Origin of the sequence: Fibrobacter sp. UWT3, assembly GCF_900230125.1 — a bacterium.
Lineage (GTDB): Bacteria > Fibrobacterota > Fibrobacteria > Fibrobacterales > Fibrobacteraceae > Fibrobacter.
Map to the genome: position 1 here is coordinate 806,017 of NZ_OCSS01000001.1, position 15,763 is coordinate 821,779.

At 49.7% G+C, this 15,763-nt stretch carries 16 protein-coding genes and 1 tRNA gene; 10 read left to right on the forward strand and 7 right to left on the reverse strand.

All coding sequences use genetic code 11. The annotated features are described in order from the left end of the window. Positions 1-106: 106 nt before the first annotated feature. The 3 genes from CRO08_RS03330 to CRO08_RS03340 form a co-directional block, all read right to left on the reverse strand. A complete protein-coding gene (locus tag CRO08_RS03330) occupies positions 107-1,135 on the reverse strand; it encodes a site-specific DNA-methyltransferase (RefSeq protein WP_097035039.1) in 1,029 nt (342 codons plus the stop codon). Then, positions 1,132-1,935, reverse strand: a complete 804-nt coding sequence (locus tag CRO08_RS03335) for a restriction endonuclease (RefSeq protein ID WP_097035711.1) — start codon at positions 1,933-1,935, stop codon at positions 1,132-1,134. Before CRO08_RS03335 ends, CRO08_RS03330 begins: the two co-directional genes overlap by 4 nt. A gap of 644 nt (positions 1,936-2,579) precedes the next feature. Then, entirely contained in the window at positions 2,580-2,816 is a 237-nt protein-coding gene (locus CRO08_RS03340; protein ID WP_097035712.1) for a Txe/YoeB family addiction module toxin, read from the reverse strand. 46 nt (positions 2,817-2,862) lie between these two features. Between CRO08_RS03340 and CRO08_RS03345 the strand changes: the two genes are divergently transcribed. Continuing rightward, positions 2,863-3,165, forward strand: a complete 303-nt coding sequence (locus CRO08_RS03345) for a type II toxin-antitoxin system RelB/DinJ family antitoxin (protein ID WP_097035040.1) — start codon at positions 2,863-2,865, stop codon at positions 3,163-3,165. Further along, the gene (locus CRO08_RS03350; RefSeq protein ID WP_097035041.1) at positions 3,162-3,464 is read left to right on the forward strand and encodes a type II toxin-antitoxin system RelE/ParE family toxin; all 303 of its coding nucleotides are present in this window, start codon (positions 3,162-3,164) and stop codon (positions 3,462-3,464) included. Before CRO08_RS03345 ends, CRO08_RS03350 begins: the two co-directional genes overlap by 4 nt. A 71-nt stretch (positions 3,465-3,535) precedes the next feature. On the opposite strand, the gene CRO08_RS03355 is transcribed toward CRO08_RS03350, so the two are convergent. Together CRO08_RS03355 and CRO08_RS03360 are read right to left on the reverse strand one after the other, a co-directional pair. Next, a complete protein-coding gene (locus CRO08_RS03355; protein WP_097035042.1) occupies positions 3,536-4,558 on the reverse strand; it encodes an ImmA/IrrE family metallo-endopeptidase in 1,023 nt (340 codons plus the stop codon). A 422-nt stretch (positions 4,559-4,980) separates the two neighbouring features. After that, entirely contained in the window at positions 4,981-6,336 is a 1,356-nt protein-coding gene (locus CRO08_RS03360; protein ID WP_097035043.1) for an ATP-binding protein, read from the reverse strand. Between the two features lie 135 nt (positions 6,337-6,471). On the opposite strand from CRO08_RS03360, the gene CRO08_RS03365 reads away from it, so the two are divergent. From CRO08_RS03365 to CRO08_RS03390, 6 genes are all read left to right on the forward strand, one after another. Then, the gene (locus CRO08_RS03365) at positions 6,472-8,067 is read left to right on the forward strand and encodes a beta-galactosidase (protein ID WP_176495047.1); all 1,596 of its coding nucleotides are present in this window, start codon (positions 6,472-6,474) and stop codon (positions 8,065-8,067) included. A gap of 11 nt (positions 8,068-8,078) precedes the next feature. After that, positions 8,079-8,273 carry a hypothetical protein gene (locus tag CRO08_RS03370; RefSeq protein ID WP_073056062.1) on the forward strand — a complete coding sequence of 65 codons (195 nt, stop codon included), beginning with the start codon at positions 8,079-8,081 and terminating at the stop codon, positions 8,271-8,273. A gap of 21 nt (positions 8,274-8,294) precedes the next feature. After that, complete coding sequence (locus tag CRO08_RS03375; RefSeq protein ID WP_097035045.1) at positions 8,295-8,975, forward strand: HAD family hydrolase; 681 nt, start codon at positions 8,295-8,297, stop codon at positions 8,973-8,975. 86 nt (positions 8,976-9,061) lie between these two features. After that, complete coding sequence (locus CRO08_RS03380; protein WP_255252224.1) at positions 9,062-10,330, forward strand: tyrosine-protein phosphatase; 1,269 nt, start codon at positions 9,062-9,064, stop codon at positions 10,328-10,330. A 71-nt stretch (positions 10,331-10,401) separates the two neighbouring features. Then, positions 10,402-11,136 (forward strand): hypothetical protein, encoded by a 735-nt coding sequence (locus CRO08_RS03385; protein WP_097035047.1) that lies wholly within the window; start codon positions 10,402-10,404, stop codon positions 11,134-11,136. Positions 11,137-11,234: 98 nt separating this feature from the next. Next, positions 11,235-11,308: transfer RNA gene (locus tag CRO08_RS03390), tRNA-Pro, on the forward strand. A gap of 91 nt (positions 11,309-11,399) precedes the next feature. Here CRO08_RS03390 and CRO08_RS03395 read toward each other — a convergent pair. Both CRO08_RS03395 and CRO08_RS03400 read right to left on the reverse strand, forming a co-directional pair. Further along, positions 11,400-13,076, reverse strand: coding sequence for a diguanylate cyclase (locus CRO08_RS03395; RefSeq protein WP_097035048.1), 1,677 nt, complete (start codon positions 13,074-13,076; stop codon positions 11,400-11,402). Between the two features lie 9 nt (positions 13,077-13,085). Beyond that, entirely contained in the window at positions 13,086-14,591 is a 1,506-nt protein-coding gene (locus CRO08_RS03400; RefSeq protein WP_097035049.1) for an extracellular solute-binding protein, read from the reverse strand. Between the two features lie 110 nt (positions 14,592-14,701). On the opposite strand from CRO08_RS03400, the gene CRO08_RS03405 reads away from it, so the two are divergent. After that, positions 14,702-15,079, forward strand: a complete 378-nt coding sequence (locus CRO08_RS03405) for a hypothetical protein (RefSeq protein WP_141398212.1) — start codon at positions 14,702-14,704, stop codon at positions 15,077-15,079. An 83-nt stretch (positions 15,080-15,162) separates the two neighbouring features. Then, positions 15,163-15,600, forward strand: a complete 438-nt coding sequence (locus CRO08_RS03410; RefSeq protein ID WP_072809886.1) for a DUF3332 family protein — start codon at positions 15,163-15,165, stop codon at positions 15,598-15,600. Positions 15,601-15,763: the final 163 nt, after the last annotated feature.

Sequence of the window (15,763 nt, forward strand, 5' to 3'; positions counted from 1 at the left end):
CTAAAACCCCGAAGGCGAATGCCGTGACAATCGTGCTTGCGCGAATTGTCATGGCAGAGCCACAGGGATTTTTGCAATGCCCACGAATTATCTAACAACTTACAAGCTAAATTTCGATGTATTTATACATTGATTCATTAGCAAAGAAACCATTATTCTCAAGATTCTTTTTAATGGTTTCAATTGCTATATCCGATTTATCGACGCCAATCCATTTGCGTCCCAACCTGCTTGCTTCAACCAAAGTGCCTCCCGAGCCGGCAAAGCAATCCATCACGATGGAATCCTCATTGGAGGACGCCTTAATAATTGTTTGCAACATTTCGTGATTTTTCTCTGTCGGATAAATAGGATTAGGAGAATCCTTGAAAGTCCAAATATCTTGCAACTTCTTGGTCAGATGTTCATCGGCGTAGTTGATTTTACGCGGATTTCCCGATGCAGACCATTCAATTAAACCATCTTTATCTAATTGTTCTAGTTCTTCCACACTACATCTCCAATGCCTTCCTGGAGGGGGTAAAATCCCTTTGAATTTTTGCGAAGATTTTCCATCTTTTGTTTCGCCAGGAGCGTGGATTGGAACAGTTGTATAGCGTCTTCCGTTTTTGTCAACTTTTGCATACAACTTTGCAATTTCCTCTTCTGACATAGGAATTCTTGGCTCGTGCCAGATAGGATTCTTTCCTTTTGTGTAGAATAGAATCATATCCTTTATGTTGCCATAGCCAATTCTTGAAAAATTTTTCGGATTGCATTTTATTCTTGTTATATCATTCCTGAAATTTTCAATTCCAAAAATTTCATCAAGCATGCACTTTACATAATGACCAATTTTATAGTCTATGTGTAAATAGAATGAACCTTGCGAAGAAAGAAGATCGTATATAATTTGAACCCTCTCGCGCAAAAATTCAATAAAAGCCGAACCAGTTAATTTATCAGAATACGCTATTTTACCGGATGACGAACTACTAATTGTAGCTACACGTCCATTAGAATCTGTTTTAAACTCACCTCCCGTTGCAAAAGGAGGATCAATATAGACCAAATCAATAGATTCGCGTAATTTCATCTTATCACGGATATACACCAGTGAATCTATGTTGTCGCCTTTTATGAGAGTGTTTTTCATAGCGACTCCAGAAAATCACGAAGTACAAGAGCCGACATGATGTTGTATTCTGTCCTGATCAAATTAAGGAAAAGTTTCCCGTTATTCCGTATATAAGGAACACCATCAATTATGCCGATTTTTACGACATCGTTATTTCTAAGGGGAGATTCAATTGTCGCAATAGCATCCACAAACTGGTCATTTTGATGACCACCAAAATCAGAAATGAATTTTGCTTCGCCAATAACATAACGGCCGTTATATCGAGCTATGAAATCAAGCCCTTTTTCTCGGTTGTATCCGAAATTCCGTCTAGCAAAATCCATCATTGAACTGTCGGATCCATCAAGAATTGCATTTCCTGTACTACGAACAAAAACTGATTCAGGAACAGGTCTAATTCCTAAAGCCCCAGAATTAAGCCAATTGCGAAACATGGGACCCATTTGGCGATTGGCTTCTTTGGGTTCGGTGCATCTTTTATAGAGCTCCCTGAATCCCATTTCATAGAGATCCCCGCAGATGCGGTTGATTATTTGCGGATTTCTTCTAATGGCGTCTTTTGATTTTCGTAAGAAGGGAATATAACTGTCTTTTACAGGAAACAGGTCTAAATCCAACAGAGAGGCTATTAGATTGAAATTATCTCTCTCGTTAAAGTACATTTCAACGCGATACATGATTCTTTCGTCTATTTTGCGTACATTTTCGTGTACCACAGGATAGACTGTGTACAAATCATCTAGATAGGGGCGGTTTGCTGCGTAGTCGATGCTTTTTTGTGTCCATGGATTGGCTGCTCGTAAAATGGCGGGCATTTTATTTGACTCCTTACTGAAAGTGAACGAGTCACTCTCGCAAGTGCCAAAACGCACGACATTTCAAAGAACAAAACTCGCAATATGAGTCAAGAGATTGCTTCGCCTTTACAGGTTTGCAACGGTATGACCAATATAACCCGAGCGAATATTATTCACTCAGGATACACTTCACCCATGTATTACATAGGCGTTGGCGAGTATAAGTCTTATTCTTTGTATCAGAAATTGTCGAGATTTCTAGCTAAGAACAAGAGTTAAACTCCGGTACGAGTTCACCCTTATTCAGCAATCAACCCAATTTTTTTGAATAAAAAAGGCGTGGAGTTGAATGTATTTACCAGCTAGAGGCTCTCGACTGCCCGATACAAATAAACACAAACAACTCACGCCCCAATAAAGGTCGCGTAACTAAAAGGCAAATACAATTTGCCTATAGCAAAACGATACGGCAACAGAATTGCCGCAGACGTGAGCGTTCGTCCTATCCTCTATATCTGGAAACTGTCGAGATTTCTAGCTGAGAATAAGAGAAAACTCTATTTTCAAGAATAAATATATAATTTTTTTGGGGAAAAGAAAGCCCGCTTGCACGGGCATGACAAAAAAGCAACAATCTGACTTAAAGGCTCCGTCCTTCCTAGTCAGACGTTCTCGTAATGGCCTTTGCACGAGAGAATGTCGATAAATTCGTCGTTGATTCGATAAATCAGACGGTTTGCGTCGTCGATTCTGCGGCTCCAAAATCCGCTCAAGTTGCCTTTAAGCGCCTCGGGTTTACCAAGACCTTCAAAATTGCTGCGCTCGATATTTTTTAATAGTTGATTAACTTTTTTTAGAGTCTTTTTGTCCTGAAGTTGCCAAGTTTCAATTTTTATCAAAAAAAATGTATTGCTTTTGTACGCACAAAAATGTATATTGGGTGGCATGAACAAGACTGCAAATTTATACGCTCGCATAGAGCCCGACGTCAAGGAACAAGCCGAAAACGTCCTGGAAACCCTCGGCATATCCGTTTCCAGCGCCATCAACATGTTCTATAAACAGATTATTCTGCAACAGGGTATTCCCTTTGACGTGAAAATACCCAAGGCTCCCGAAAACTCCGCCAAATGGTCTAAAGAGCGCCTCGATGCGGAACTCGAGAAAGGCTACAATGACATGCTGAAAGGTCGCACCCGCCCAGCCGCGATGGTCCTTTCCGATGTCAAGAAAAAATACAAGGTATGAATTTCGAAGTCCATTTTTCTTCCGCAGCACAGGATGATATCGATCAAATCTTTGACTATATCAGCGTAGCACTTTGTTCGCCTATCGCGGCAAAGAATCTAATGGGAAAAATTCAGGAATCGGTGAATACATTGTCCGATTTTCCAGAAGCTTTCGCCTTATGTCAAGACGAACCCTGGATTTTACGTGAAGTTCGATCGATGTCAGTGGACAATTACCGACTGTTTTACCATGTCGACCATAACAAACGAATCGTCGTTATATTGCGCGTCTTTTATTGCAGACAGGAAACAAAATAGCCTTCAACGTTACCAATAGATATGATTGCTCACATCTATGATTGCTCACATCTAATAAAATAGGCGGGTTTTTAAGGAATCCGTGAATCTTCCAGCCCTGCCTGCACCATGTATTTTTGTGCGAATGCGTTTGCCTCGTCGTCCTTTTGCTGGTTCTTGTTGCCGTAATAGACGTTCTTGATGAAGATGTCCTTCTTGCCGTGGAGCACGATGTGCCCGAGCTCATGGAAGAACGTGAACCAGAACGCGTTGCGGTCCTTGAAACGGTCGTGCAGCTGGATGACGGGGATGTCCTTGTACCAGCGGGCCATGCCATGAATCGGCGCCGACTTGAAGTTCTGCGCGTAGAGCACCTTGATTCCGAGCTTTGCTCCCAGTTCCTGCAACTTGTGCATGCCGTCGTCAATGAAATCTTCGCCCACCTTCGGCTTGGGCAAGGCCTTCTTGTGGCGTAAATCTTCCCACGCGGCAACATCGTTTTTGGCCAGTTCCACAAATTGCGGCATCGCCTTCTTGATGGCGGAACGCACTTTCTTGTCGTTCTGCTTTTCCATCTTGATTTCGTCGGCGAGGATTTCGCCACGGCGCATCCACACGGAGGCCGCATACGGGTCTTCAGTTTCGGCTAGCGAAATGCGGAAGGCCACCTTCAGGCGGTTTTTGTAATAGTAATTTTCCCACGCCTTGGGGCTAGCCACCCCGAAGAACTTGAGGATGGGCGTCACGCCGTCTTCTTTGTTGTTGAAGTCCTTTATCCATGTGCGCGGATTGAGTTCAGCGATAGGGAAGAACTTGCGCCAAACAACACTTTTCTTGAGGGATTTCTTGATTTTTTCTCGCCAGAGATCCCGTTCGTACTGCTTTTGTGCTTCTAGCCAAAAATACTGCGGAATTCCTGTCCCAAATTCAAGGCTGTAGGCCATTTCTACCGTCACCCTGCACTTGGCTTTGAGCAATTCGTTCACCGTCTTGGGGGTGTAGCCGATTCGGGCGGCGAAATCGTTAACATCCACATTCATTTCTTGAAGTTTTTCTTCAAGAATTTCTCCAGGGGACGTTGCCCCCCACAAAATGAGTTCTTTTTCTTCGGCCATGTTATTCCTCTCTATTTATGATAATCTACAATTTCTACGACTTCGGCTTCGGTAACTTCCGCCCAAATAACAACCTTGTTCGGTTCTGCGCCCCAAATAATCAATCGGTATGGCTGATCAAGGTCGCATGCCCATTGTCCTTTTCGGTTGCCCACAAGTCAACTTTCAAGAAACCTCCGCCGTTAATCAAAAATCCTATTTTTTAATATAATAAAAATTTTTAAGAAACGCAAGGGGTTTCTTATTTTTACAAAAATAGGGTCGATTTTATTGATAACTGAAGGGGGAGGGGTCCCGCACCACCTAAAGGGGGGAATGTACACTAAGGCCTAAAGGCCAAGTGTCCAAAGGTCGCTTCAGCCACGGCTCTGCCTGCACCGCACGCGAACAAGGGCTCGGCCTTCGGCATGAGCCTTCTAGTTTTACAAATCTGACAAGTCCAGTCGCGGCATTGTCGGCAATGGCGTGGCGGTTTCGTTTAAGAACATAATCATGTAGATGGGGAAATAGGTGATGTTTCCCCGGACAGAGACGTTTGTGTTTGCGAATACGAAAGCCTGAGGAATGTCGTAATTTTTTATTTGCAGCACGTTATTCAAGGCGGAATGCTTGGTGTAGTCCTTGCCGCTCTTGACTTCGATGGGGAGGCACTTGCCCTCGTATTCGATGATAAAGTCGAGTTCACCGAGTTTCTTGCTGTTGAAATAATAGCCGTCGTAACCATGGGTGTGCAGTTCCTGGGCGACCGCATTTTCGAAAATGGCACCGCAGTTCATATCGTGTCCGCCCTGTAGCAGCTGCATCTGCGAAGCCCGCCCGTAGCTTGTTGTCAATAGCCCCACATCCGAAAGGAACAGCTTGAACAAATTGTTCTGCTTGTTGATCTTTAAAGGGACTACGGGTTCTGTCGTATTGAAAGTCGGTATTGCGACGCCCGCGTCAATGAGCCAGTTGAAACTGTTCTCGTAACGGCCGAACTTCTGCTTGGCTCCCAGGTCGGCGAACATGTAACGCTTGTTCTTGGAGTTCAATTCGGAAGGAATCAAGTCGTAAGTGTTTATCAGGTGAAGTTTGCGTTCCTTCTCGTATTTTGAAAAATCCCACTTGTACTGTTTGAGAATGTCCTTGTGGATTCGCGTGACTGCGTTCAGGTCGTTCGAATCAACGAACTTCTGCACGGCGGCTGGCATACCCCCGACAATCAGGTAGGTATAGAAGGCGTCTAAAAATTTGTTGTGGACAAATTCATCAACTGGGGTCTTGGCGGTAAAGTTTTCTCGCAGCCGAGCCAAAGCGTCAGCAGGAATCTTCTGTGCAATAAGGAATTCCTCGAAATCCATCGGGCACATCTCGACGATTGGCAAGTAGCCCACCGGAGCCGAACGAAGGTCTGATAGTTCTACGCCCAGGAGCGAGCCGCTGAGGACATACCGGAACGAGCCATCCTCCACAAGAAATTTTATGGCGGTCAGGATTTCCTTGTATTCTTGCACCTCGTCCAGAAAGATGATTGTATTCCCCTTGGTGAGTTCCTTCCGCGTGGCAAACTGGAGTCGTGTAAAGAATGCCGAAAAATCCTTGTTCTTGGCGGATTCGAGTACCCCCAGCAGTTCGGGACTCTTCAAGAAGTTGATTTCGACGAAATTTTGACTATTTGACTCAAGAACATGCCTTATAAGGAATGTTTTCCCCGTCTGGCGGGCTCCCGTCAGTAAAATGGCTTTTTTATCGCTTTTTAGCCAATTTTTAATCAAAATTTCATTCTTACGGTATAGCATTTGTTACCTTTTTCTATAAAAAATAATCAAAAAATTTACCTTTTCCAATAAAAATTATTAAAAAAATTGACTTTTTTTTATTATACTTAAAATATGGCGAAACCCTTCAGCAAATACCTTGGAAAAATTGCTCTGATGGCTGCAGTGGCACTGTTTGTCGCCTGTGGCGATGATTCGAGCGGCTCCGGACCCGAGAATACAGAAAGCAGCGCCGTTGAAGAGTCGAGTTCGTCGGCAGACATTTTTTCAAGTAGTTCGTCATGGATTGCCACGAACTCTTCGAGTTCTCGCAATGACGAGAAAGACACATTCTCGGTTCCTTCTGCAGACACTACCAAAATCACCTACGCGCTCAGGCCTTTCGCTGGGCCGCTTTCTAACCCGCACAAGGGCTTCACGGTGCCGACGGGTGGCGCGTGGACTTTTGTCCCGGAATTTGAATACGGTCCTTACGGTTCCCTGAACAACAGGGCGTGGGACCTGGTCTCGTATGGTTCCGGCTACCAGCAGTGGAACAAGCTGAACCCCGCAAAGGGCGTTTATGACTGGACGGAACTGGAAAAACTGCTGAACGCACTTGCCGAGCACAATATGACTTACGCCCTGCGCGTGCTGCCGTACACGCCTTCGTTTATCAAGAGCGACTTCCCGCCCCAAGAGGATTACGACTGGACTCCGCCCTTTGTCTATGAGATGGGCGCGAAAAAAATCCAGATTGACTTGCGGGGGACGGATTTCCATGCGTATGCTCCCGTCTGGGATGACCCGATTTATTTGCAAGCGGCGAAGGATTTCGCGAAGGCCCTGGCCGAAAAATACGACGGCGACCCGCGTATCGAATACATCGATGTCCGCACCTTTGGCGAATGGGGCGAATGGCACACCTCGCACATGTTGGGGAGCGTGATGCCCGCCGACTCGGTGCTGAAGGACATGCTGGACTATTATGCGTCCGTGTTCAAGAAGACCCAGCTGGTGCTGCCTTCTAACGGTTTTGGCGATGTCTATACGCATGCACTCGACCTCGGCATTACCAAGCGCGACGACGGGTTCATCGGCATTCCCGGCAGGCCCGATACCTTGCTGCGGGCGTACAATGCGAACCTCCCGACCATCGCCGAGAATATCGCCGGTTACAGGACGATGCTGGCCAATGACGACCTGATTCCCGGAGGCACCCAGAAGTGGACTGCGGAACGCTGGGTGGATGCGATTACCACGGCGCACCTGACTTACTACGTTCTGGACCAGGATAACGACTGCGGTTACTATTTCTACAAGGACAACAAGGCGCTGGCGGATTCCATGAGCAAGGTCATCGGCTACAACTTTACCGTGACGCAAGCGGAACTGGTGACTGTCGCGACACCTGCCTCCGGAAACGCCACCGATATCACAAGTATGCTGAACGTTACCGTTAAGAACACCGGCGTGGCGCCCTGTTTCTTCGATATCTACATGGTGGCGGAATTTGTCGATAGTACGGGCAAGGCCCTCGCACAAATTGGCGTGCCCCTCCTCATTCCCAAGGGGACCTTCAAGGACGGTAGTTCGCAGATTTTCTTCTTTAAGACACCTGGTGTGGCGAATGTTGTAACCCAGCCGGGCGTTTCCGTGGCACTTTCCCTCTACGAAAGTGAAGATGCTTTCAAGAACGGCGAGAATCCGACTGTTCGCTTCGATAACGAAGGCCTTCAGGAAAATAATAAGCTACTATTGAAATCCCGATAACGCACGCTTCTATGTCTCTTCTGCTAGCATTAATATTCCTGGCGCTTTTCATCAGTGCGATTGTCCGTGGGCAGTTCTCTTACGGCAAGGCGGATTACAGTTTCCGCGAGCATCCGGTGCAGTTCGTAATCGTGCTTGTGTTCATTTTGGGCGTGTCAGCGCTTTGCTTTTACCGATTCCTTGTGGAAATGGAATTCTTGCGGTAAATTTCTACATTTGGGCGCGCTATGCTCCAAAAGAAATCCCTGATCGTGTTTGACCTGGACGGCACGCTGTTCAATACCCTCGGCGACCTTGCCGTGGCGGTGAATTTTGCACTGCACCACTTTGGCTTGCCGGAACATGACGAACAGCGGGTGCGGACTTTTATCGGGAACGGCTCTATGAAGTTGATCGAGCGTAGTATGAGGGAGGCCGCTCTCCCTGAAAATGTTGCTCGCACGGGCGTTACAGTCGAAATGGTTCACAAGGTCTATTCGGATTTTTACTGGGAACACTGCACCGAGCGCACGCTTCCGAATCCGGGCGTTGTCGAATTCCTGCGTAATACGACTGCCCGCGTGGCCATGCTTACCAACAAGCCGGAGCGCCCGACATTCAAGCTGCTGGAACATTTCCACCTTCGCGACCGCTTTGAATTCGTGCTCTGCGGTGACACTACGCCCGAACGCAAACCCAGCCCCGCGGGCTTGTTGAAAATTATGGAATCCGCAGGGGTTTCTCCCGCCGAAACCGTGATGGTGGGTGACGACCAGCCCGACATCCTGGCTGCCCGCAACGCCGGAGTCGACTGCATTACGCTCCTCTGCGGGTTCGGAAAGCCGGTGAACCTGCTCCCGCTTGCCCCGGAGAATGTGGTCGAAAGCTACGCCGAAATGTGCGAATTACTTTGTTCTTTAACGCGCTGACGCTCTTGTTTTGGGGCGCGCCTTCGCACAGCCTTGTAAAAAATTGTATAGTTGTGCTTGGTATGCTTTATAAGTTTTTACGCCTCATGACATTCGTATTGGTGATGGCTCTCGGCCTTGTCGCCTGTAGCAATTCTTATAGTTTCTTTGCGGATGTTTCGGAAGAAAATTCCTCGTCAGAAACCTTTTCGAGTTCATCGATTGCAGCCTCGTCAAGTTCGTCGTGGACCCTATCGTCTGACGACTCCAGGGTGACATCTTCCAGTTCCTCAAGTTCCTTAGATTCCTCAGGAATTGTCTCAGTTACGGTGCTTGTGACGGATACCTTCGAGGTGTTTGCCTTTGGGTCGTTGAATATCGATATTGTCGCGGATTCGTTCTTGACCAAGTTCGATTACGGCGATGTTGTTTCGGTGATGGTGCCTGGTTACGATACGCTGGACGTTCCCGTGGTTGCGAGCTATGGCGATGTGTTTCCGGGCGAATTCTTTTTGTATGTTACCTCGGGATTGAATTATCTCAAGCTTGAAGCCCGTTATGGACAGATGGCGGAGGTCATTGGTCTCGGGCGTGGTGCAGAATTCCCGATAGAAGTTACCATCCGGATGAAGGAGAAGGGCGGATATGCGGAACATCTGGGAAACTTGAACTCACTTGCAATTTCCTATTCCGTTGAGGCGTATCCGGAGCTTTCCGTCGCGGACTTTGCGAATTTCAGGATGGTGCGTACGACGGGAATGGGCGAGGGTCGGCTTTACCGCTCGTCGAGCCCGGTGGACCCCTCGATTGGGCGCAACAAGTATGCGGATTCACTTGCGGCGGTCGCGGGAGTCAAGACCTTCGTGAATCTTGCTAATAGCGAGGAATATGCGGAATCGTACAACGGCTTTGCGCAGTCCTATTATGCGACGCAGAACGTTGTTTACCTTGATGTGCTGCCGGGCTTTGCGAACACGCCGTTCAAGGAGGGCTTCGTGAAGGGGCTCCGCTACATGGTAGAACATGATGGCCCGTACCTATGGCACTGCACGTACGGCATGGACCGCACCGGGTACACGATTGCCGTGCTAGAGGCCCTGATGGGAGCGACCGCCGAAGAAATTAAGGCGGATTACGCTGCGACGCACAAGAATTTCTACAGCGTGAGTGGCGGCAGGCAGGTCGCCTTGACCGCGAAGCAGGCGGAACTCATTCAGGCGATAATCGTGAGGCTCATGCGGAATGCGTATAAGGTGGAGGGAGTCGACATCTCGGATTTCGAGAATGCTGATTTGGCGGCCGCCACCGAGAAGTACCTGCTCTCGCTTGGCTTGGAACAGCATGAAATTGATTCGCTCAGGGCGCGACTGAAATAAGAATGTTTTCGGGATGGAATTCCTTCGCAGACAATGGCCCGCATAGATTGTGTTTTGCTATATTCTTGCCTATGATTTCAAGATTTTTTAAACCGGCATTCATCGCGGCGCTTGCTTTTGCCGCGGCCTCCTTTGCCGACGAGGCCATCCGCTTTGTTCCCGAGGTTTTCCCGATGGGCGAGGTTGCTCAGGGCGACCAGAAACACTACGTGCTGCAGGGCGCGAACACCACAGGTGCAGAGATCGTGCTCGAAAACGTGTTCGGGCAGGGCATCGGCATGTCGAATTTCAAGTTCCCGCAGAAAATTGCCCCGAATGCGACCGTCACCATCGAGTTCGATATGGACTTCGCTGGCATGGAAGGGAAAATTGACCCGACGGTCGTGCTTGTTGCCGCCGGCGGTAAGCCCTATACGGCGAACCTTTCGGGCGTGGTGAAGGCTCCCGTGTTTTTCGGCGAGAAACTGTTCGATGCTGGTTTCTACAAGGCGGGCGAAAAGCGCGAATGGACGTTCTACGTGTGGGAGACCGACAAGAAGGCTCGCCCCGACATTGAACTTTCGCCCGAATCGGCGAAGCAGTTCGCGATGAAGTCAAAACCCGTGATGCTCAATGTCGACAAGCTCGACAAGATCAAGGAAGGCGGTAAGGTTCCCGGAATCAAGGTGACTCTCTCGACGAAGGGGCTTACCCGCGAGGGCTGGGAATTAAAGCAGAAGAGCATCCGGAAGATAGTCTCCTTCAAGAGCAAGAAGTACCCGAAGGCGACTCCGGAAGTGCTCATCGTCGGCTACTGGAACGAGTAGTCCGGCCCCGAAATGGCGAAAATTTTGCCTTTTTCGGGCTTTTGCCTTGAAAAATGCCCCGAGTTTAACTAACTTTGGCATACTCTTACGAGAGACCTCGGGATGTAGCTCAGCCTGGTAGAGCGCTTGAATGGGGTTCAAGAGGTCGCTGATTCGAATTCAGTCATCCCGATAGAAAACGCCGCTGTTTCAGCGGCGCTTTTCTTTTTACTGATCCGCGCGGTTCTTTAACCAGCAGTTCGACCAGCAGTTCAACCGCGGCCCTACGACTCCGGTTTCCAGACAATCACCTTGTTGCGCCCGGTTTCCTTGCCTTCATAGAGCGCGCGGTCCGCCATCTGGATGCTCTTGTCCGCCCCGAGCGCGTGGTCGTATCGCGCGACGCCGAGCGTGATGGTCACCTTGATGGAAATTTTTCCGAATATGACGGTCGTGTCCTCAATTGTCTTGCGGAAACGCTCGGCGACAATCTTCGCTCCTTCGAGGTCGGTTTCCGGGAGCAGCGTGAGGAATTCCTCCCCGCCGTAACGCGCGAGCACGTCGTACTTGCGTAGCAGGTTGCGGATTGTGGCCGAGACGTGCTTGAGAACCTCGTCGCCGCAGGCATGCCCGTAGGTGTCGTTCACGTTCTTGAAATGGTCTATATCAATGAATATGAAGCAGAAAGGTTTCTTGGAGCGGGTCACGCGCTGTATCTCGTTGTCGATGGTCCGCAACATGTCGCGCCGGTTCGGAAGTCCGGTGAGTTCGTCGGTCCGCGAAATCAGGTCGAGTTTCTTGTTCGCTTCCTCGAGTTCCTTCGTGCGTTCCTGCACTTCCTGTTCAAGCATTTCTCGGTGCGCGTTCAGTTCCGCAATCTGGCGCTTGATGGTGTGGTGCATTATGTTGAAGTGCTTCGCGAGGATTCCTATTTCGTCTTGCCTGTTGCCCACGTCGATATCCGGAGCCTCCATGTCGCCTTCCGAAATCTCGATGGTGTGCTGGACGAATCGCCCCATCGGGAGCACTAGTTTGCGGTAGAGCCAGAAAGAAATGAGCAGTATCGCGATAAGCGCCGTGGCAAGCATGACCTTGCTCACGAGCAGGAGCGAAGCCACCTGTTCGTCGATTTCGGACTTGGGCTGCAGCGACAGCAGGCCGAAATCGTACGAGGCGTCGTACACGTAGTTTGCAAGGTAGGCCCGGTTATCGGAGAGCATGTAGAACTTGATTCCCTTTGTCTCGTCTGCCTTCGGGTCGAACCCCTTGATTCCGATTTCTGCAATCTTGTGAGGCTCGGTAAGCCAGGTTTCCAGGTCGGGGTGGAACAGTATTTCGCCTTCGGAATTGATGACGATGTAGTACCCCTTCTTGCCCACCTTGCTTTCGGAAAGGATTCTCCAGAGCCTCTGCGCCGAGAAACTGGCCACGAGACTCCCGTTGCCCTTCGCGTTGTCCGAGACGACTGTCGCGAAAGCGCGCTTGGGCCGCATGTTGTCCGAGTCACGGTACCAGCCCGAAATAAACGGCCTGTGCGGTGTAATCTTGCTGAAGTCTACGGGATACTTGGTGGGGGCGGACGCAATCATCGCGTTGTCGCAGATGAGGCTGTCGTTGCGGTCGAACAGAGAAACTTTTTCGCCCGATATGAATAGCGGGGAAATGTTGTAGCTCTTGAGGTAGCTGGTTGATATGGCCGGGTCCATGCTCTTGATTTCGGATGCCTTGGCGAGCAGGGTAAGCTGGTTGCCGAACTGGAACAGCTCGTTGTGGAGGGTCGACGACATCTGCTGCAGGTGGATGATGTTGGTCTCGTCGGCGGACTCGAGCGTCATCTGGGTCTGTCGCTTCGCGAAATAGTACGTGCCGCCGATGGTGACGACCGCCATTGTGCTTACCAGGAGCAGCAGGCTCTTGACGATGATGCTCTTGGAGAGTTTTAGGATTTTCTTTTCGCTCATGGTTCTAGTTTAACTTTTTCTCTTGCGCGTGTACGAAAAAAGGAAACTCAGGACTAGTACAAAGAAGAATATAAAGAAGGTCGGGTTGACTCCGTTCCCTTCGGCCTGCTCGGCCTTTTTGTCGGAGGTGTCCCTTGGGGCGCCCTTGTTCATTGCCTTTGCCCAGATTTCCTGGAATTCGGCGTAGGTCGTCGTGCTTGTAGGCGTATAGCCGAGCTGGTTGTTGATGGTATCCGAGTAGCTCTTGAATATCTGGTAGAGCTTCTCCTCGGAGTAGGGGACGGGGAGTTCCAGGTGGTCCCATACGGCGCTGAACATGCAGACGAGCGACTGCTCGACTTCGCCCCATTCGGGGAGTGCCGGATAGGTCTTGCCGGTTTCCAGCTGCGTTACGAGGCTCTTGTACGCTTCGTCTTCGGCCCAGGATGCAAGAACCGCCTTGGATGTGGGTAGGAACCCGATTTGCTTAGTGTAGTCGTCCAGGCTGTTGTCTTCGGTCAGGTAGAGCAACAGCTTGGCTGCTTCCTTGTTCGTGCTTTTTGTGGGAATGGCGAGGTTTGATCCTCCGATAAAGCTCACGCTGCCCGCACTTCCCTTCGGGAAAGGCAGCGCGATTACGCCGTCCGCCCCGATACGCGAATTCGAAAGCCCGCCCTGCGAACTGTGGATGCGCGTCTGCATCATGACTTCTGCCGTACTCACGATGAATGCAAGCTCGCCGTTGTTGAACTGCTGCGCGATTTGCGCGGAGTTCGCCTGCAGCGCGTCGGTAGAGACCAGCGAGTCGATGACGAACGATATGTACTTGGCTATCCCTTCGAGCGTTTGCGGTGCAAGGATGTTCGAGCACCACTTGCCGTTGTTGTCCTTCTTGACAAAGGAGCCGCCGTAACTCCACACCCAGGGGGCGAAGTTGTGGGGAATGTTCCAGTCGCTCTTGCCGGGGAGCGCGTAACCGCGAATCTTTGCACCGTCTTCGAGGATTTCCTTGCCCTCGTTCACCTTGCGGATGGCGTTCGTGAAACCCTTGTAGCTCTCGATGTCGGCGGGCGAAATGCCGTACTTTTCCATGATGCGCTTGTTGCCGAGCACGGGGCGGATGTCTATGAACCACGGAACGGAATAGATGTTCGTGTCGGAATCGATGTGCGACGTGTACCACGAGACGGGCAAGAACCGATTTGAATCAATCTTGTCGAGGTAGGCGTTCAGGGGCTTGATTTCGCCGCGTGCGGCAAAGTACGGGACCCACGTGGACCCGAGCTGCAGTACGTCGGGTGTGCCGTTCCCGGTTTCGAGCATGGTAGAAATGCGGTTCCAGGCTTCTCCCCAGTCGAGCACGGTCACCTTTGTCGGGATACGAGTCTTTTGCGTGAACTTTTCGAGCTGTTGTTCCAGTTTCTCTTGCGGGGTGGCGCCGTTGGGCATAATCCAGATGCTGAGCGTATCGGCGGCGATGGCCGGCGAGAGCGATAAGGCAAGTGCGAGAGCCGTACCTTTAAGGGAAAAATTCATACTCCTATCCTTTTTTTTCGGGAATGCCCCGATAAATGCGTGTACCCTTGTTCAAATTAAATAAAATTTTGTACTTTCTTCGCAAAAAATTCGTAAAAAGGGGAGCGTTTATGCTTGTTGCTTGCGGGATTGCTGAACGGGAAGGGAAGTTGCTTGTGTGCAAAAGGCCTTCGGGCGTGCCTTACGCGGGTGCCTGGGAGTTCCCTTCCGAGGAACTCGCGGAAGGGGAAACTCTTGAAAATTGCGTAAAAACGGCGTTTTTTGACCGTATTTCGGCTGTTTTGGCAGAGAATCGTGCCATTTTCGCGTTCGATTCTGCGTGTGTGTCCGGGTGCCGGCTTTTTACATTCAAGGTAAACTTTTTTGAAACAAAAATGAGCCTAAATGGCTACGAAGATGCCCGTTGGGTGCGAAAAGAGAAACTTTGTAGGCTTCGGCTGCACCCCGACAGTGTGACAATAGTCAAAGAAATTGAAAATTTTTCGTGAAAATTCGTGCAGAAACATATTTTTTATTTATATTTCTGCTCAGTCGTAATTACGATAAAACCAAATCCTTAAGGAGTAAAAAAATGAAAAAAGGTATCGCTGCTCTCGTTTGCGCTGGCATGATCACCCTCACGGGCTGCTATGGCAGCAACGCTTGCTTCGAAAAGCTTCACAAGTGGAACGGCACGCTTGGCAACAAGTGGCTCAACTCCATCGTTCACTTCTTCCTGCAGATCTTCGGTGTGTACTGGATTTGCCTTGGCCTCATCGACGGCCTCGTGCTCAACACCATCGAATTCTGGACTGGCTCCAACCCGCTCGCTGCTGGTGACTCCTACTTCGAACAGGATGCCCAGGGCAACTCCATCGCTGCCGTGAAGAACGCCGATGGCTCCATGAGCGTTGAACTCACCTCTGCTGCTGGCGAAAAGGCTAGCCTCACGCTCCAGCGCGACGAAAACGTTGTCCGCGCTCTCGACGCCGAAGGCAACCTCGTTGCTCAGTACGACATCGCCAAGTAATTTCTACTTCGGAAATGTTTTGGAATCCCTGCCCTTTGCGGCGGGGATTCTTTTTTATAACCGCTCGTTCGTCGTCTTGGGTTGAGAACCTCCGGTTCCTCACTCGCTCCCACCTAAAGGTGGCCATGCCCACATAGGCACTGAAGTGCCAAGTGGTCAAAGG